At 51.2% G+C, this 18,171-nt stretch carries 12 protein-coding genes; 4 read left to right on the top strand and 8 right to left on the bottom strand.

The genetic code is table 11. The features are described from left to right. Positions 1-255 precede the first annotated feature (255 nt). Positions 256-1,641 (top strand): chloride channel protein, encoded by a 1,386-nt coding sequence (locus ACYVBJ_RS20185; RefSeq protein ID WP_460984111.1) that lies wholly within the window; start codon positions 256-258, stop codon positions 1,639-1,641. A gap of 13 nt (positions 1,642-1,654) precedes the next feature. Here the strand turns inward: ACYVBJ_RS20185 and ACYVBJ_RS20180 are convergent, their stop codons facing one another. Then, positions 1,655-2,899, bottom strand: coding sequence for a cation:proton antiporter (locus tag ACYVBJ_RS20180; protein WP_460984110.1), 1,245 nt, complete (start codon positions 2,897-2,899; stop codon positions 1,655-1,657). A gap of 117 nt (positions 2,900-3,016) precedes the next feature. Here ACYVBJ_RS20180 and ACYVBJ_RS20175 point away from each other — a divergent pair, with 117 nt between their 5' ends. Together ACYVBJ_RS20175 and ACYVBJ_RS20170 are read left to right on the top strand one after the other, a co-directional pair. Next, positions 3,017-4,411, top strand: a complete 1,395-nt coding sequence (locus tag ACYVBJ_RS20175; RefSeq protein WP_460984109.1) for a TIGR00341 family protein — start codon at positions 3,017-3,019, stop codon at positions 4,409-4,411. Positions 4,412-4,803: 392 nt separating this feature from the next. Next, entirely contained in the window at positions 4,804-4,953 is a 150-nt protein-coding gene (locus tag ACYVBJ_RS20170; RefSeq protein ID WP_460984108.1) for a hypothetical protein, read from the top strand. A gap of 317 nt (positions 4,954-5,270) precedes the next feature. Here ACYVBJ_RS20170 and ACYVBJ_RS20165 read toward each other — a convergent pair whose 3' ends face one another. The 4 genes from ACYVBJ_RS20165 to ACYVBJ_RS20150 all read right to left on the bottom strand — a co-directional run bounded on the left by ACYVBJ_RS20165 (position 5,271) and on the right by ACYVBJ_RS20150 (position 10,480). After that, complete coding sequence (locus ACYVBJ_RS20165; protein ID WP_460984107.1) at positions 5,271-7,208, bottom strand: alpha/beta fold hydrolase; 1,938 nt, start codon at positions 7,206-7,208, stop codon at positions 5,271-5,273. Positions 7,209-7,633: 425 nt separating this feature from the next. After that, positions 7,634-8,041, bottom strand: a complete 408-nt coding sequence (locus ACYVBJ_RS20160; RefSeq protein ID WP_460984106.1) for a hypothetical protein — start codon at positions 8,039-8,041, stop codon at positions 7,634-7,636. A 516-nt stretch (positions 8,042-8,557) separates the two neighbouring features. Further along, positions 8,558-9,034 carry a hypothetical protein gene (locus ACYVBJ_RS20155; protein WP_460975207.1) on the bottom strand — a complete coding sequence of 159 codons (477 nt, stop codon included), beginning with the start codon at positions 9,032-9,034 and terminating at the stop codon, positions 8,558-8,560. A gap of 456 nt (positions 9,035-9,490) precedes the next feature. Next, on the bottom strand, positions 9,491-10,480 hold the full coding sequence (locus ACYVBJ_RS20150) for an NAD-dependent epimerase/dehydratase family protein (protein WP_460984105.1): 990 nt from the start codon (positions 10,478-10,480) through the stop codon (positions 9,491-9,493). Between the two features lie 556 nt (positions 10,481-11,036). Here ACYVBJ_RS20150 and ACYVBJ_RS20145 point away from each other — a divergent pair. Next, positions 11,037-12,263: a serine hydrolase domain-containing protein gene (locus ACYVBJ_RS20145; protein ID WP_460984104.1), complete on the top strand. Its 1,227-nt coding sequence runs from the start codon at positions 11,037-11,039 to the stop codon at positions 12,261-12,263. Positions 12,264-12,654: 391 nt separating this feature from the next. Here the strand turns inward: ACYVBJ_RS20145 and ACYVBJ_RS20140 are convergent, their stop codons facing one another. Genes ACYVBJ_RS20140 through ACYVBJ_RS20130 form a run of 3 tightly spaced genes read right to left on the bottom strand, consistent with a single transcriptional unit; the run spans position 12,655 to position 18,137 of the window. After that, positions 12,655-13,434 (bottom strand): DUF4397 domain-containing protein, encoded by a 780-nt coding sequence (locus ACYVBJ_RS20140; RefSeq protein ID WP_460984103.1) that lies wholly within the window; start codon positions 13,432-13,434, stop codon positions 12,655-12,657. Positions 13,435-13,453: 19 nt separating this feature from the next. Then, complete coding sequence (locus ACYVBJ_RS20135) at positions 13,454-14,986, bottom strand: SusD/RagB family nutrient-binding outer membrane lipoprotein (RefSeq protein WP_460984102.1); 1,533 nt, start codon at positions 14,984-14,986, stop codon at positions 13,454-13,456. Positions 14,987-15,044: 58 nt separating this feature from the next. Next, on the bottom strand, positions 15,045-18,137 hold the full coding sequence (locus tag ACYVBJ_RS20130) for a SusC/RagA family TonB-linked outer membrane protein (protein WP_460984101.1): 3,093 nt from the start codon (positions 18,135-18,137) through the stop codon (positions 15,045-15,047). Positions 18,138-18,171 lie beyond the last annotated feature (34 nt).

Below are 18,171 nucleotides of genomic sequence, written 5' to 3'. Positions count from 1 at the left end.
GTGAACGAGATGGACAAATTAGCCCGGAGAATTAAGAAATTACTTAAATTCTGCTTAGAATTGGTTTAGAAGAGTTGTTATTCAGAAACTGAGACTACCTTAATTGATCCGGCTCGCTAACCCATTTGCTCACCTCCGTATCACTTACCTTGCGGTCTGTATTCAGGCTATAAAACGTATAAACCACTTAGAAAACCAGTGTAATTAATCCATCTGGCTGGTTTTGTGTTTACTCATTGACTGTATTCCCTCTAGATGACCCACAAACCATCCCAATATGCGCAGGTGCTGGCTTGGCTAGACCAGCACCTGATTAGCCGACTATATTCGGAGCGCATCCGCCGACTGATTTTGCAAAGCTTTCCCTTCTGGGTTGCGTCGCTGCTAACAGGTCTGGCGGCTGTAGGCTACGAAAAGCTGTTTGTCTGGGCTGAACAAACCAGTTTTAACTGGCTGAGGGCCTACCCCTGGCTAGCCTTTGGCCTGACGCCAGTGGCTTTCGTGCTGGCCTGGGCGCTGGTTCATTGGTTTGCCCCGGCTGCACGGGGCAGTGGCATTCCGCAGGTTATGGCCGGTATCGAACTATCCAATCCGGTCCGGCACTATCATACGGCCTATCTGCTTAGTGTGCGGGTCGCGGTAGTGAAAGTACTGAGCAGTGTTATCCTGCTGTTGGGTGGAGGGGTTATTGGCCGGGAGGGTCCGACTATTCAGATATCAGCCGCTATTTTTCGGGCCATTAACCGACTGCAACCAGCGGGATGGCCACAGTTGTCGCGGCAGATTGCCCTCGTCACGGGCGGGGCGGCTGGGCTGGCTGCCGCGTTTAATACGCCCCTCGGCGGGATTGTCTTCGTAGTGGAAGAGCTGACGCAAACGCATATCACCCGCTTCCGCACCGCCGTATTTACCGCCGTTATTATTGCCGGTATGACGGCCCAGGCTATTCTGGGTCCGTATCTGTATCTTGGCTTTCCGAAGGTAAGTGTATCAACCGGCTTGATACTGGGCGTAGTAATCGGAGTCGCTTTGGTATGTGGGTTGGCTGGGGCCGTGTTTGCCAAAACGCTTTTGTGGTTGAACGCGTACCGCCGACGCTTCCGTCGGCCCACCGAGCAACTGGGTTGGGTAGTTGGCTGCGGCTTGTTGCTGGCTGGGTTGGCATTTTGGGTGGGCAGCGATGCCGTGGGTACAGGCAAGCCCATCATTAATCGCCTGTTGTTTCAGAATACGTATCAAACCCCCTGGTATCTGTTTGGCGTGCGGTTTGCGGGCATGGCCCTTAGTTATAGCGGTGGCGGGGCGGGGGGCATCTTTGCTACGTCGTTGAGCGCTGGAGCTATCCTCGGCGATGCGCTGGCCCGGCTCCTGCAGATTGCCCCCGTCGACCATAATCTCATAATATTAGTCAGCATGGTCAGTTTTCTGACGGGCGTAGTGCGATCCCCCTTCACAGCCGCTATTCTCGTGCTGGAGATGACAGACCGCCATTCGGCCATCTTTCAGTTATTATTAGGCGGACTAATGGCGCAGGGTGCGGCCTCGCTGCTGGATCCTGTTTCGTTCTACGAACACCTGAAAGAAGGCTTTGTGCGGGAGGCCATCGCGCAAGCAGACAAGACGGATCAAATCAGCCGATAAATGCGATTTGGCGTTAACCGTCGGGATACAACCGCCGGATGAGCCTCTCCATCGTCAGCCCCTGCCCAATGACCGAAAATAGCACTACGGCGTAGGTGATGGTAACAATTAAGTCTTTTTGAGGCAGGGTGCCCGGAATGGAGAGGGCCATTGCGATAGAGAGGCCTCCGCGCAGCCCACCCCAGGTCAGCATTACGGGAGCTTTGTCGTCGAGGTCGAGCCAGGGGCGGGCCAGCCGATACGGTACCCAGATGGAAAGAAACCTGGCCCCCAGTACTAAACCGATCACGGATACACAAATGGGCCAGTATGATGATCGAAAATCAATAATAAGGAGTTCCAGGCCAATAAGTACGAAAAGTAGTGCGTTTAGAATGCTATCCATCAATTCCCAGAATTTGTCGATATAATCCTCGGTCTGGCGACTCATGGCGTGTTCGCGGGCATGGTCGCCTACGAAGAGACCCGCCACCACCATTGCCAGTGGTCCGGAAATATGGAGCCGTTGCGCCAGGAGGTAGCCGCCCATCACGCCTGCTATAGTAATGATAACTTCGGTTTGGTAGTGGTTTATGGAACGCAGCAGTCGAAACATGCCATAACCGAGTGCTAACCCAAACAACAGTCCCCCCCCGGCTTCTTCGAGAAAAGTCAGACCAATTGCACCTACACTGATACTATCGGTTCCTTCAACGACGATCCGGTAGATGGTGGCAAATAGCACGACGCCTACCCCGTCGTTAAACAATGACTCGCCGACGATGTTAAGCTTGACGTTTTCGGGCAGCTTGAATTTGGCCAGTATACCCAGCACAGCAATGGGGTCAGTAGGTGAAATAAGCGTGCCAAACAACAAACAAAGCGGATACGACAGTGAAAATCCCATCCACCCGGTCAGGTAGTATAAACCCGTACCGACGAGGAAGGCACTAATCAGCACCCCTACCAGGGCAAACAGCATCACAGACCGGCGCTCAACCCGAAGCTGAGCCGCATCGGTATGAAACGCTCCGGCAAACAAAAGGAAACTAAGCATGACGTCGAACAATACCCGACCAAAATCAACTTGTTCCACCGTTTGCCGAACTACCCGGAACCAGACCGGGTAAACGGCGTTCAGGCTGATCAGTAGCAGGGAAAACAGCAAAGACAGCGTCATGACGCCGATGGCGTCGGGAAGTTTTAGAAAGCGGGTATTGAGATAGGAAAACCCGGCTGCCACCACAATCAGCAGGGTAATCAGGGTAAATAAGTCCATGGACATAAAGAATTACATCGAAAACGTTTATTTTCCGTTTAAGAAAGGGCAATACCGTTTTGCCGAACGGGGTTCGGCAAGCGGCAAATATCGCTTTATTTAACGCATTTACCGAATATGCTGGTTGGTGACCCTAATGTACCTCGTACCCAAAAGACCGATGCGCTGACTCGCTTCGGCCGGTTCCTTCGGGACCGCTTCAGTTTGGAAGAAGACAAAGACGACGAAGAGGCCATCACGCAGTCCATTAGCCGGGGCATCGAATTTCGGGGCATCAACCTCTGGACGCTCATCTTCGCTATTTTCATTGCCTCTATAGGCCTGAACGTTAATTCAACGGCCGTCATTATCGGGGCTATGCTTATTTCGCCCCTGATGGGGCCAATCATGGGTATTGGGCTGGGCATCGGCGTCAATGACCTGGACATGATTGGTCGGGCGTTAAAAAACCTCAGCATCGCCGTATTCATCAGCCTGTTAACCTCTACCGTTTACTTTCTTATCAGTCCACTGCACATCGCGCAGTCCGAATTACTAGCCCGCACATCACCGTCGGTCTGGGACGCTTTCATCGCTTTTTTTGGCGGTCTGGCGGGCATTGTGGCCGGTTCGCGCCGGGAGAAAATAACGAACGTCGTGCCGGGTGTCGCCATTGCCACGGCCCTCATGCCACCCCTTTGCACAGCGGGCTACGGCATCGCCACCCTCAACGGCTACTATTTCGCTGGTGCCTTTTATTTGTTTCTCATCAACAGCATCTGCATCAGCTTAGCTACGTATCTGATTGTGCGGTTTCTGGGGTACCATCAGAAAGCGTATCCGACGCGGGAGGTAGAACGGCGGGTACGCACGACCATCTGGGTGGCTGTGCTAATTGTGCTGCTGCCCAGTACGTATCTTGCTTACCAGATCGTCCGTAAAACCATTTTTGAACAGGCAGCCAAACGGTTCGTTACCAACGAATGCACATTTGCTTACCGGCAGGTGGTTAGTTTCACCGCGCATTACAACCGCCATCAGTCCAGACTCGAGCTGACGATGGTAGGCGAACCTTTACCGTCGGACTCTATTAACTTACTTCGTTCAAAAATGCTTCCCTACGGTCTGGACGATACGCGACTGGTAGTGAAACAGGGAAATTTTAAAACCGAAGATATCGACGTAGATGCGCTCAAAACGACCATTGCCGACCAGGTGATCCAGTACAGTCAGTCGTCGATTGCCCGCAAGGACCAAACCATCGACTCGTTGCGCCGGTACATCGAACTGACTCAGACCTCGCGGCTACCTGTAGCCGACTTACGTAACGAACTAAAAACGCTGATGCCTGATGTGCAGACGTTTACTGCTGCCCGTTCGTTAGTGATAAATGCTAACCGCTCTACGCCCGATACGGTGATGCTGGTTTACGCTAAATTTCTGCGTCGACACACTCCCGCCGAACGTAGGCGGATTGAGCGTTGGCTGCAGACCCGCACTAAAAGCAAACGGATTAAGCTGATTGTGGAATAAGCGGTTTCACCAGCCTTTCTTCGTTACAGTATGTCTATCAATTATGTAGCCGTCAGAGTTAGCAAGATTAAAATACCGACCCTATGAGAATTGTTAACCTGCTTATGCAAAATAGGCTTGCTGGATAATCCAGAACAACGTAATGTTTAAGCCCACTTAGAGCGGAAAGCAGGCCTCCTTATAATCTGGCTGTGTAGAGTTTTGTCTGGGGTGTGTTTTGTCATGAACGTGCAGGAATTATAAAAGGCCTGCTTCGTGTTGAATTCGTCAAGTTTTTCAGGAGGTGCCTATAACTTGCTGTTAGTGAGCTACATACATTTTCGCCTATTCCCAGTGACTACACTGATTTATCCCTTTTTTATTGTAATTTTAGCTGACAAACCGCTCTTTACATGAAGGCAGAAACTAAATCGAAGCCAAAGCCTATTAAAAATACGGTACCCATTACAAAACCTGATGGGCGTCCTAAAGTGAAACTCGGCACGGGGCGGCATTTAGCCTTCATGTCGGATACCTTATTTGATGAGGATTTGAAGCAATGAAAGCCTATATTCTGGACACCCATATTTTTCTCAATGCTTATATAAAACCAGAAAATAACGACCCAAGAATCACCAAAATTCTGAGTGGAAACAATGTCCGCTACATCAGTGCCATTTCACTTATCGAAATTGCTCAACTGATTGAATCTAAACCAAAAGAAATAAAGATCAGTATTCCCTTAGCGGTCTTTATTGTTAAGGCATTAACTGACTCCGGCGATTCTGATGTCGACCGCAACCTGACTAACGAGCCAAAAAGTTGCCTGTCGCCCGCGACACGGCACACGAGCATTTTCGTAAATGTCTGGCACCACTCATCAGTACTGTACTGCTACTCGCATCCCTACACCCATTCCTTTACCTTGTCGCCAGTTGCCTTGACTGGAACGCCTATAATAAGTAGAGCCATTCAGTACACCCGCTGATAGATAAAGCCCTCGATCTGACCCTCCCTTTCCATCCAGCAATTCAACGGCTACTAATACATCACCATTAATCTCTATTGGCTGGTCAGTCAAATCAAAAGTAATTCGACCAGTTTGTTTACCGAGCTTGATAATAGCGGGCCTATTCATCAAGTTGTTTACTGGTGTATTTTTTTCTATTTGGTAGATATTTAAGCGAACAGTTAAACTGTCGTACCGATTGTAGGAAATATGGAAATCAACCTTCTCGATGTACGTTGGATTTTTACGAGCACTAACACGAATTCCTATCTGAGTGCCTAACTGCCCCCCGTCAAAACCGGCATTTAAAAACTTTGATTCGGTAGAATTGCCTAATATCTTTCTGATAGGCCGGTTAGCCTTTACAATCACGTCTGACAAGGTTCGTATTTGGTGGCTTAATTTTATAGTCAATGGACCAGTCTTTGCCATTTGTATTAATTTAAGAACCGGCCAGTCCTGAGATTGATAGCCGACTAACGAAAACCGAACGGTGTCGGTTTGGGTAGCTCCTTGGGTCTGCCAATAGAAAGAGCCATTTTCACGGCTAACTGTACCCTGACTGCCTCGTACTATACCAATGTTGGCGTAAGAAAGCGGCTTACCTATTGTATCGGTAAGGTTGCCGGATAAGGTGAAAGGCGGAAGGCGGTTCAGGGGTCTTCTTTCAGGGCGGGACAAAGTAAGCAAAGTAGACTGTTGTACCAACAATCGCTGTAAACTATCGTTAAAAGAAGGTTTTGATTGAATAAATTCGCCTAACCAGTTAGTTACTAAGCGTTTTATTAATGGATAGGCAGTTAGAGCAATGGCCCTGTCTTTTTTTAATTGCGTAGCTAAATAAGGCACATACGAGAAATCTTCATGAGCTGTAGCCAACAAACGGACGTATTGTTTAATCGGAGCCGTTATCCCTGCTGCCATGACAAAAACTGAGTCTTCCGGCTCCTCTGTACCTTCACGTCCGCTACTAATGTATAAGTACGGAGCGTACAGCTTACTGGGCGTAAAATAATCAGCTTGCCTAATCAAGTTGAAATGTTCGTCGTCAGCTTTATCGGTTCCGTATATATAATTTTCTGAACCATCTAAGGAAATAACGGCCCGAATATCTGGTTCCCTCATGGCTACAATACTGGCGGCCAGTCCTCCCCAACTGTAGCCAACAACCGCCACTTTTTCAGGAATAGTAGAGAATACGTTTTGTAGGTATTGACGAGCAAAGCGGGCATCCTGTACTTGCTCAATAATATCAGTTGAATCCATTGTCATAACCCCCGGAAACTTTCCTACTGAACTAACTGAGGCAACCAAATACCCCGATGCGGCCAACTGTTCGAGTAAAGCAATGTTTTCATAACTCATACCATTATAACCCGGACAGTATAAAACGAGCGGAAATCGTCCCGTTAATTGTGGTGCCAATTCATAACTATTGGTGGTCGCTTCTAAAAGATAAGATACAGAATCAAGCCCAGCCCCATAACTCCAGTATTTTGCTAACTCATACCCTTCTTTTCGGCAGGAATCAGCCGAAGATTTAAAATTCACCCGCAAGCCATAAAGATTGAAAAAGAAACCGTAAGGCAGTGGTTTTTGATTATGCTGTACTATTGCCGGGTAAAATAGATCAATCTTAACGGGGCGAAAGCGTAGGCTGTCCGTGTGGGTTGTGTCAAAACTCCGGGTAGTGTCATACGCTTTTATTGTCCGAAAACCTACCTTGACTGGTTGTGCAGTTGACAACCTACTTTGTGCGCTTACCGACAGATTGACTAATAGGACTAACCAGACGCAAATCTTATTCATCGTTTGAGCTTGTTTACTCTCATAATGCCAAATTCCTGTTTGGGGTTGCCTGCTTAAGAAAATTTAAGGGATGGACATACTAAACAATCTTTGTCCAACTAACCTAGCCGGGGCGTTTCTCGTGTCGACCGAAACGCCGAAATGGAAGCCCAAACTAGCCCATGCGGGGCGTTCAAATTGTCGCCCGAAAGCTGGATTTTGAAGCACTAAACTTGCCCCGCGAGACGTGCAACCTGTCACACGGAACCCCGAAATGGAAGCCACGCATGGACGGGCCACCCAACGACCATGAGTGTTGATGGTGGGCGAGTCACTCACTGAAACGAACATACCTAAACCTTTACACACTCATCATGTTGGGCTGCAAACTCGCCTGCGGGACGTGCTTCCTGTCAACGGGAAGCTGCCTATAATGATTGAAAAGGCTATCGAAAAAAATTAACAAGTGTCCATAGTCCCAAAACGAAAATGCCTATAGCGCCAACAAACATGGCAAAAATGAAATACTTTTCAATTCTATCCTTCCAAGTTTCTTGGTCGTCAGTGTTAATATAACCACTTACTTTTTGAACATAATGAAATCCAATTTCACTTCCTGAGTCAATCCACTCCGCATAATCATCGCTAATTGGGACAGTCTGCCCTTCTGCAACCTTGTCCATTTCATTAGCCGCTTTGATAAGGCGCTGAGCGAAAAGAAGAAGTCCATCCTTGTTTGCTCTAATTGCTGATTCATCAGTTCCTCCACCATACATGAAAAAGTTAATATAGGCTTTCTCTGGATCAGTGGTTGCTTGAATTTCAGTTATCCATTCATCAAGTTTATTATTCATTCTTTGTCGGATAAATGGTAATTAGAGTCGGCGTTCACCTCTGTCGAACGCTACGTCAAAAATCCACTTTTTAAAAGCTGACTAAGTGGGGCGTTTCTCGTGTCGACCGAAGCCGACCCAAGAGCCAAAAAGCTACCCCGTTGGGACGCGCAGCCTGTCGCACGCAAGCCGACCACTACGTTATTGGCTGTTGAGTTCACCCAACGCCGTGAAGTGCTGTCTGGTGAGCGTAGCGAGCCTTGACACACTTCAGTTGTTGGGTGCCTTCGCAAAGAGCACGACCAAGCCCACTGCTGACCGTGCCTGAATGACTCACAAGAAACCAAAAATTCACGACAATGGAAACTGCCGAAAGTCGCCCGAATGACCCCCGTAAACGAACGAAAAAGCCGCCAACGAAACAGGAACGGCAAATGATGAAACAGATTCAGGCTATGCCGCCTATGAACGAGAGTCAGAACTATGCAATCTACGAGCGTGTAATTGGCGATGTACTTAATGGTAGTGAGTCGAATATCACCACCACCCAAATACTTTCGCTAACCCCACAATTAAAGCACTCACACCCCCAACAATTACCGAAACATACTTAATCTTGTCCCAAATGGAATGGTCTGATTTTTTGATAGGGTTTTCTCTTGGCTGGGCTTGTTGTGGAGCTGCGTTTATTGCGGGGGATTGGCTGTTCAAATCTCGCAAAGAGGAGCCATGACCAATCTGCGAACCAATTACGGGGCCGCCGACGTGAATATTTTGGTTTGGTTTATTCTGGTGTTCGATCAGCTTTAGCCACTTTTCAAAGCCTCCCGCCCTTAAGGCTTCGTGTCCCTTTTGGGTAAGTTCGTATGTATGCTCATTGATAATAATCAGACCGTAAGCTGCGGCCCGTTGTAAAACGGGATATTGATTGTCGGGGTCTTCCAAGGTAAGAAGCCAGTAGTCTTCATTGGCGGTATCATTTAACAATTTATCAATTCGTTCTGATAGGTCCATGCTCTATTCATCTGATTGCTTTAAAGTATATATGCCCACCAAGTCCGAATTGTCGCCCTTTCCTTACCGCCCGGCGTGTTTGTCGCCATCGAACAGGACGCTCGTGCCGACTTTGCCTAGCACCCCACGGGCTTGTTTCTGCCGTGTCCACAACTAGCGCCAGCACCAAGCCGACCCACTACGCTACTGCAAGCCGTGCCAGAACAGGAAAGGGAGCGCGTAGCCAGAACAGCATCCCGCCCAACATTGTAAAGGGCGCAGCTTCACGGAATTATATCTTGCTGAAAACCAACTATATGTAGTTACGTAACTACCCTCAAAGCAACCATCTACCAGGGAATTTGTAGCAAAGCAGTTGGAAGCTGATAACACAAACAAGGCAAAACGCTTTAATTGACTAAGCGGTGTATAGACGTAATCTACAAAAAAAACAGACGTTTAGCATAACCGCCCAGGCTACCTTAAAAGATCGTGCTGCTGAAACCAGGTAAACGCTTCCTGAACAGCGACCCGAATGGGCGTTTGCGGTAAATTGAGTTCACTGACAGCTTTACTGACGCTGAAATAATGGCCGTCGTTCGCTACGGCTACCATTGCTGAATTAAGTTGGGCGGGTTGGCCAATTAACTTGGTTTTCCAGTCCAGTAGTTGGCCGACTGCCGATGTCAAAACCGGAGGAATGGAAAGGGTGGGCGGACGAGTGTGAGTAACCTCCGCCATCAGGGCAAACGCTTCGCGGTAGCTCAGATTCGCATTACCCAGAATATACGACTCACCAATACGTCCCATGGTCAGCGCATTGACGGTAGCCGTTGCTACGTCGGCCACATGTACGTAGTTCTTGCCGCCAGCGGGAATGCCCTTGATTTGTCGCCGACACAGCGCCAGCAGCAGCGCGTTGGAGGTGATTTTGTAATCAAGAGGTCCCAGCATGAACGTAGGATGCACCAGAACGGCGGGCAGTTGATAATCTCGAACCGCTTGCAATACCAAATCGGTAGCCGCTCGTTTGCTATCCATATAATCCAGACCGTACCGGTTGCCCATATATGGGCGCTGCTCATTGCCCGGACACTCTTTTGTTCCAAAACCAAATACGTTGGCCGTTCCCACAAAGACAAACCGTTCTACACCGGCTTCGATAGCCGCGGCCAGGACAGCGGCCGTACCACCAATATTAACCGCTACTACGTCTTTAGACCGAGCTGGGTTCACCTGCGCTAAGGCCCCCGCGTGGACCACCAGATCGCAGCCGTAGGTTGCCGCCCGTACATGGTCTGTATCGCGGAGATCGCCCAGCCAAATATCTAAAGGTAAGCCGGCCAAAGCCCGTAGGTCGCTCTTTGGCCGAACAAACGCACGCACGGCATAACCCCGACTAAGCAACTGACGACACAGATGCCCACCTAGAAAACCATTGGCACCCGTTAACAAGACCGTTTTCATCAATGCATAACCAGGAGTAGCTACTAAGATCGGAATCGCGAAGGCCTGGTTGCCAAACCGGGCCAAATTCCGAGCATGTAGTAGTAGGTTGTATACGTACGAAAGTAAGTTGGCGCAAGTTTTACTAAAATTAAAAAGTATTTGTGTAGTATATGTAACTAATCGTCATAGATTTATAACCAGTTGTAATTCAGAGGAATATTTAACCGCGTCAATCGATGAATAAGAGTCGTATCCAGAATATAATCCCAGCGTATTCTTCGAAGAGGGGGTAGATACCTTACTTGCAACTAGTGGCGTAAGGATAAAAAAGCTTGCGGAATCTGCTAGTTAACTCGTAGCTCAGCCTGACCGTTCAGGCTGAGCTACGCATCATTCAAAGGCCAATTCTTATAAATCCAGGCCATTTTCGATCCGTTCGAAGGAGGGCTGTACCTGCTTTTTAGTAAAAATTTCGGCGACTCCAATTCAGTAAGGGTAATAGTGAAGCCGCCTGAATCGCTTTCTGAGGCTTATTCGGGAGCGGTTTTTCGTCTTTTTATTAAATCATATTATTATGAAACGTCCGTTATATTCTGCGCTGGTTGCCATTCTCGTCCTGGTCGGTTCCACGCTTCAGTCCTGTTTTATAGCGGATCATCTGGCTCCAACTAACGCCCAGGCGCAGCTTCAGCAACTCACCGATAGCCTTTATCATAGCCTGGGGCAGAAATGGCCGCTCCAGCCAAACAAAGGCGGATTTTTTCTGATGGTCAACAGCCCCGGGGGTTCGTACCTGGTATCCAGCAACCTAGAATCGCCGGTTCAGCCAACTACCCACTTCCGGATTGCCAGTATTTCCAAAACCTTTACTGCAGCCGCCATTATGCTTCTTCAGCAGGAGGGTAAACTGGCCATTACTGACTTTATTTCGACCCACCTGCCGAATTCTCCGGCTTATGCTATTCCATATAAAAGTCAGATTACCATCAAACAACTGCTTCAGCACCGGGCGGGCGTGTTCGACGTTACCAATCAGGACATTCCTTCGACCGGAAAGCAACCCTACGCTGGCAAACGCTACGTTGATTATGTCCGCGAAGACCTCAAGCAGGATACGCATACCTTCACCTTCGACGAACTGATTGGCGTGGTGGCTCAAAACGGATTATCGAATTTTACGCCGGGTACTACGTTTGGCTACTCCAATACAGGCTATAATCTGCTGGGCAAAATCATTGAACAGGCCTCGGGCATGACCTACAGTGATTTTATCAGAACCCGATTTCTGGAGCCCTTACGCCTAACCGATACGTATAACGTGTGGCAGGGAGCCGAAACGCGCATGAAAGACCCTTCTGTAGAGTCGTATCTGTACGTACCGGGCCAGAGTCCGATCAATACGTCGGAAGACAACATGTCGACCCACGTCAGTGAAGGCAGCCTTGTATCGACCCCCGCTGATGTCACCCGCTGGATGGAATTGCTGTTAACGGGTCGGGCGGGACTTACTGCCCAAACGGTAGCGCAGATGAAACAGATGGAGGTAGCCGACGCATTGCACGGCGTGTACGGACTTGGGTTGACCTATACTGAGGGGCTGGGCTACGGTCATGACGGTGCTCATTTGAGTTACCTGTCGAACCTGCGCTACAATCCGGATACGAAGACAACGACGCTGGTGGTCGCCACGTTTTTCAAAATAGGCAGCACACCCGACGAAAGCAATGCTGATTTTCTGGAGCTGGGGTTTGGGTTGCAGAAAACAGCTCTTAAAGCCGCTCAGATCGTCAATTCTAAATAAAGGGTGTCTTCGTTCTGGACAACTATCTTTCAAACCTCGTACAATGAACGGGTTCGTTTTTACACGCTGTTCCTGCTGGGTGGGCTGACCGGGCTGTTCGTCAGTTGTAGCTTTATAAACCTCGACGATCACCGGGGCACATCAGTGTGTAGAGACGCAATCGCAAGTCAAATTCAGTATTATACCGGTTTGAGGTACGTATTGCGTTTAATTACCCCTCACCTTTGAGGAGAGCGAGGTTCAATAGAGGTACGTCTGGGGAAGAAAGTGCAGGGAGTCCGCAGTAGCTACCTTGAACGAGTGTTAGTTGGCTGAAATGGTGCGCCACGTACAAAAAGTCCCTCGGCGATTTATTCACCGAGGGACTTTTATTCGGAAAAAGTAGTACGCATTACCGGTTTACGTAGGCCGTCAGCTTAGGGGCCTGCGTGCCGGTTTTGCCGACTACTCCCTGCGCAAAGACCGTCAGCACCCGACCCGAGGTGGTGCCGGTATAGGTAAGGGCGGTTGTTACGTTGGCTGTCGCGCCCGCTACCCGGAACAGGAACGATGCGTTGTTTTTGATGTCAACACCCACAAACGGTGACACCGTTTTATACGTAACGTTCGAGACCAGTTTTGTCCCATCCGACAACAGTAAATCGTAGGCGGTGGCACCGGGAATCAGGTTAACGAACCGGACGTAGAACTTGTTGGGGTCGGTAGCGCTGCTGAAATCGTCGTTCAGCAACTGCACTTCCGGCTGCGGTCCGGTACCCATCAGCAACAGCGAATAATACTTGTTGTCGTCCAGGGTCAGCGACTGGGCGTACACCGTCGTGGGGCTGGTGGCTGTCGTGGTAGCGGGTGCTGTCAGCGAAACAGATACCTGACCCGACGTAACGATGGCATAGTTGGCCGATACGCCCGGAAACGTACTGCCAAACGTAATGGGAGCCGGGGTGCCGGTGCCCGCGCTGGTGCTGATGGCTCCGGTCGGGATGGCCGCGCTGATTTTCTCGTTATTGATAAACAGGTTCACCCCCGGCGCGTCGGGTGCGGCATGAACGAGCTTGATCCGCGCTCCCGCGGGCACTGGTGTGGAGGGAACGGTCAAGGTATTGCGCTCGCACGACCAGCCAAGCAGGCTGGCCATAACCAGCAGAAAAACTGAAAAATGTCGGTATGTCATGGTAAGAATGAGTTCGTGATTAGGGCTGCGTAAACCAGACCGGTTTCGTGTTGTAATCGAGGGCCAGACCGCCGATCTTGTTCAGGGCGTCGATGTTCCAGACATATTCCGAGTTGTAGCGGGGGCGCAGCCGCTGAGCCGGTTTGCCGTTGTTGTTGCTGGAAAACGTCTGCGGCAGCTGGAAGCTCGTAAATACGTCGCTGCTGTAGTTGTACCGGCGCAGGTCGGACCACTGCTCCAGGAAACCCCAGCCCCACTGCGCAATGTATTTTTGCAGCATGATCTGGTTCAGCGTCAGCGCAGCCGCATCGGCCGGAACAACCACCGGATTAGCCAGATACGTAGCGCGGTCAGCGGCCGGTACGCCGGTGAAAGTCATGTGGGCCTCGATACCTTTGCGGTAAGCCGCCAGCGCCGTAGCCTTATCGCCCTTGATGAAGGCGGCTTCGGCTTTGATGAACTGCAACTGGGCGTAGGTCATCATCGGGAACGGCCCTTTGTCGGTAAAGACGTACTTACCCGTTGTGCCCGCTGCCGGAACGCTGTTCAGTGGCGTACCCCAGGGGCTCAGCACCCGGGCCGCTTCGGGAATACTGGCGGCCGTCGATTGGCCGGTACCTGGTGCCAGGCCCCGGTACGTACCGTCACCGCTTGGCGTCAGCATGAGAGAGGTACGTGGATCTTTTACCCCATTAAATACTCGGCCGTCCATTAAGCGTAGGATAAAATCCGACTGGCCAAACACCTGGAGGTTCTGCCGCGTGGGGCCAAAGAAGCTGGCATCGGCGGTGCTGTTTCCGTTGAACGGCATCAGGGCGTCATCGGCATTGCTGGCGAACGAGCTGTCGACATAAGCGATTACCTTGTTGGGATCATACGACGCCTTTTTCGACAGATGGTGTGCGTTCATCGCCAGTAGGCCGTAGGCAAACTTCTTCCATTTGGCCCGGTCGCCCTTGTACATGATGTCACCCCGCGATAGCTGCGCCTGCGATACTTTGCCATCGGTGCGGTTCAGGTACGGAATGGCCTCATTCAGCAGCCGGACTACTTCGGCGTAGGCAGCTTCCTGCGTGTCGTAATCGAACTGGTTTTTCTGCGGGTCCAGATCAAATGCCTGATTGAGGATAATCTCGCCGTGAATGTCCGTCAGCATCTGCCATCCCCAGGCTTTCATAATTAAGCCAACGCCGAGATAATCCCATTTTTCGTTCGCGCGAGCATCATTGATAAGATTAACGAGGTTGCGTCCGCCTTTCCAGTAGACATCCCGCCAGATTTCGCCCCCAACGTCAGATGCGCTGGCGTAACCGTGCAAATCCCACACATCGTTGGCCAGGTACGACTGCCAGTTCTGTACGTAACGGCCAATCACGCGGGCGTCGAACTGAACACCCAGCGCGTAGTTCACCTCAATGGGCGCCAGCAGCAGGGCGGCTTCTACCTGATCGGGGTTATTCGGGTTTTTGTTGATGTCTAAATACTTGTCGCAACTGCTCAGCGTCAGGGCGAGCCCGGTCAACACCAGGCCGGAAAGTTTTTTATAATTCATTTTAAGAGTTCGCTTTTTGCCACGGTACCGGGTACCCCGGCCAACGTTGTTTACTGTATTAAAGTCCAATCGTCAACCCGACGTTGTAGGTTCGGGGCAGGGGCAGGTTGCCAAAGTCGATACCAAAACCGCCCGAGCCGCCCGTTACGGAGTTGCTCGCGTTTACGCCGGGGTCGCCACCCGTGTAGTTCGTCAGCAGCAGCAGATCGGTGCCGGTAAAGAACACGCTGGCGGTCTTGAACGCCCGCGACCGGTTCAGCAGGGAAGCGGGCAGGTTATACCGCAGCGTTACGTCTTTCACGCGCATCCAGTTTATATTCCGCTCAATGAAGTCCTCATCCGCAAAGGCGGTGTAGTATTCGCTGTTGTAATACGGAATAAGCTGAACCGTGTTTTTGGTTGGCGTAGCCGTATTTTCCAGCCCGTCTTTCAGCACACCGTTGATCACACGGGGCGTTGTCCGGTCGAGGGTGTTTTTGCTCAGCCCCTGGCGGAACATGAATTCTTCCGTCGCGTTGTATACGTCGCCACCTTTGCGGATGTCCAGCAGGAAGCTCAGCGACAGGTTGTTCTTGATGGTGAACGTATTCAGGAAACCCAGCACGAAATCCGGATTCCGGTTGGCGACCTGTTTCCAGGCGGTTTCGATATATGGCAGGCCCGTCAGGGGGTTAATCAGAATCTGGCCCTGGTTATTACGCACGTAGGTATCGCCAGTGAGCGATGTCAGCGGCCCACCCACGCGAACGCCGTTGCGGATGTTCCGATACACCCACGTATCCGAGTTGTAGAATTCGGTCAGACCCACAGGCAGGCTCAGGAGTCGGCTGTTTGTTTTGGTAAAATTCAGGGTGGTGTTCCAGTTGAAGTTACCGCTCCGAACCGGCTCGGCGTTCAGCGAAATCTCAACCCCATCGTTCCAGAGATCGCCCGTGTTGATGGTTTTCAGGATAAACCCGGTGCCGTAGCTGATGCGCAGGTCTTTAATGATCTGGTTCGTACTCTTGGTGCAGTAATAAGCCGCGTCGAGGCCCAGCCGGCCGTTGAAGAACTTCAGTTCGATACCCGTTTCAAACGAGTTTACTTTTTCCGGCACCAGGAACGGATTGGGAGCCGTAAAGCCGTAGCTGAAACCACCGCCCGTAGTTGTCTGGCTTTCGTAGGCCTGCGACGTAGCATAAACGGGTGCTTCTTTCCCGACCTGAGCCGCCGAAATCCGGAATTTACCGTAACTCAGTGCGTTGCGGAAACGGCCTTCGGGTACCAGTTCAGTGAAGACAAAGCTGGCCGAAGCCGAGGGGTAGAAGAACGAGCGGCTTTCTTTCGGGAACGTACTCGACCAGTCATTGCGGCCGGTTACGGTCAGGAAGAAGAGGTCGTTATAGCCCAGTGTCAGGTCGCCAAACACGCCGATGAGCCGCCGTTGCTGGAGAGCCGACAGCGATTTCTGGGTGAGCGGGTCGGTGTTGTTGATGCTCGTGAAATTCGGGTCGAGGAACTTCTCACCGCGCGTTGAGAGGGCGTTGTAGCGGTAATCGTAGATGGCCTGCCCAACCCGGAACGAGGTGCTTAGTTTGTTGAACTGCTTTTTCGCCGTAGCAAAATACTGCACGGTCAGCGTCCGATTGTTATCCGTCGACTGGTCCAGCGAGCCGCCGATGGTGCCGCCCGCCCGGTTCGATTCGGGATGGTACTTAATCAGGTATTGGGTCGAGTACACGTCCAGACCCACCCGGCCGTTGAACGTCAGCCAGTCGGTCGCTGCGTAGTTGAGGCCGATGTTCGTGATGGCCCGGTCGCCCCGGTCGGTGAGCTGATTTTTGTTTACGTCGAAATACGGGTTCTCGATTTCAGCGCTGCCCGTAATGCGTCGGCGCGTCCCGTCTACGTTCAGGTAGTTGCTCATGTCGTTGTTCGCCGGCCACTGCAGCATACCCAGCAGAAAGCTGTTCTGGCCCTTCGACACTTTCGTATTCGCGGTGTTGATGTACTGGATAGTCGATTCAGCCGTCAGTTTGTCGCTGATCTTCGCCGTTCCGGCCAGCGTCAGGTTCAGCCGGTCGTACTGCGTGGTCGGAATAACGCCCTTCGTGCTGGTGTACCCCGCCGACAGCCGGTAGGTGTAGCGATCCGTTCCGCCGTCGAACGACAGGTTGTGCCGCTGACCGAAACCCGTTTGCAGGAAGTTGTTGACGTTGTCGTAGAACTGCGTGCCTTCGGGGTACGCCGGTCCGAAGTAGTTGAATGTGTTGTTCTGCGCGGTACCGTTCGTTCCCTGCGAATACACCTGCTGTACCTGCGGCAGGCGGTTCTGGGTAATCTGCTGCCAGGTAAAGCTGTTGGTATAGCTCACGCGGCCCTGCCCGTTACGTCCTTTCTTGGTCGTGATTAAAATGGCACCATTAGCGGCTTCAACGCCGTAGAGCGCAGCGGCTTCGGGACCTTTCAGGACGGTGATGCTTTCAATATCGTTCGGGTTCAGGTCGGCAGCGCGGTTGCTGAAATCAACCGTCCGGTTTTCAAACGACGTACTGGAGTTTTTCGAGGCCACAAAGTTATTGCTCTCCGCCGTGCGGTTGCTGATGGGCATTCCGTCGATGACGAACAGGGGCTGGTTGTTACCGCTGATGGAGTTGATCCCCCGGATAACGACCTGCGACGACGAACCCGGCAGACCGCTGGTGGTCGCCACCTGTACGCCTGGTACGCGGCCCTGCAGGGCATTCAGGAAATTGTCGCGCTGGGTCTGGGCTAGCTCCTGCCCGCCTACTTCGGTTACGGCATAGCCAAGCTGACGTTTTTCCCGCTTGATACCGAGTGCCGTTACGACCACTTCGTTCAGGGCGTTGGCTTCCTGCTTCAGGGACACGTTTATGACGTCGGCGTTGCCGATCGTTACGTCCTGCGTGGTGGTGCCGATGAAGCTAACCCGCAAGACCTGACCTTTATCGGCCTGGATGCGGAAGTTCCCGTTTGCATCGGTAGTGGTACCGCGGGTGGTACCCCGAACCACTACACTGGCTCCCGGAATGGCGACATTGTCTTCTACAGCGATGACTTTACCCGTGATTGTGCGATTCTGAGCGTATGTTGCCAGGTGCATTGCCAGACTGAACAGCACCAGAAACATACTTCGTAAAACTAATTGCATAAGCAGAGGAGTGGTTTAGTTAAAAAGTAGACGA

The organism is Spirosoma fluminis, from assembly GCF_054778895.1.
Note: the sequence above shows the minus strand (reverse complement) of the source record. Positions and strands in the feature narration are given on the sequence as shown.

What these genes read in the sequence shown, in the direction of transcription:
- ACYVBJ_RS20140 (WP_460984103.1), bottom strand. Translation starts at nt 13,434, where the DNA reads ATGACATACCGACATTTTTCAGTTTTTCTGCTGGTTATGGCCAGCCTG.
- ACYVBJ_RS20185 (WP_460984111.1), top strand. Translation starts at nt 256, where the DNA reads ATGACCCACAAACCATCCCAATATGCGCAGGTGCTGGCTTGGCTAGAC.
- ACYVBJ_RS20155 (WP_460975207.1), bottom strand. Translation starts at nt 9,034, where the DNA reads ATGGACCTATCAGAACGAATTGATAAATTGTTAAATGATACCGCCAAT.
- ACYVBJ_RS20160 (WP_460984106.1), bottom strand. Translation starts at nt 8,041, where the DNA reads ATGAATAATAAACTTGATGAATGGATAACTGAAATTCAAGCAACCACT.
- ACYVBJ_RS20170 (WP_460984108.1), top strand. Translation starts at nt 4,804, where the DNA reads ATGAAGGCAGAAACTAAATCGAAGCCAAAGCCTATTAAAAATACGGTA.
- ACYVBJ_RS20150 (WP_460984105.1), bottom strand. Translation starts at nt 10,480, where the DNA reads ATGAAAACGGTCTTGTTAACGGGTGCCAATGGTTTTCTAGGTGGGCAT.
- ACYVBJ_RS20130 (WP_460984101.1), bottom strand. Translation starts at nt 18,137, where the DNA reads ATGCAATTAGTTTTACGAAGTATGTTTCTGGTGCTGTTCAGTCTGGCA.
- ACYVBJ_RS20135 (WP_460984102.1), bottom strand. Translation starts at nt 14,986, where the DNA reads ATGAATTATAAAAAACTTTCCGGCCTGGTGTTGACCGGGCTCGCCCTG.
- ACYVBJ_RS20145 (WP_460984104.1), top strand. Translation starts at nt 11,037, where the DNA reads ATGAAACGTCCGTTATATTCTGCGCTGGTTGCCATTCTCGTCCTGGTC.
- ACYVBJ_RS20180 (WP_460984110.1), bottom strand. Translation starts at nt 2,899, where the DNA reads ATGGACTTATTTACCCTGATTACCCTGCTGATTGTGGTGGCAGCCGGG.
- ACYVBJ_RS20165 (WP_460984107.1), bottom strand. Translation starts at nt 7,208, where the DNA reads ATGAATAAGATTTGCGTCTGGTTAGTCCTATTAGTCAATCTGTCGGTA.
- ACYVBJ_RS20175 (WP_460984109.1), top strand. Translation starts at nt 3,017, where the DNA reads ATGCTGGTTGGTGACCCTAATGTACCTCGTACCCAAAAGACCGATGCG.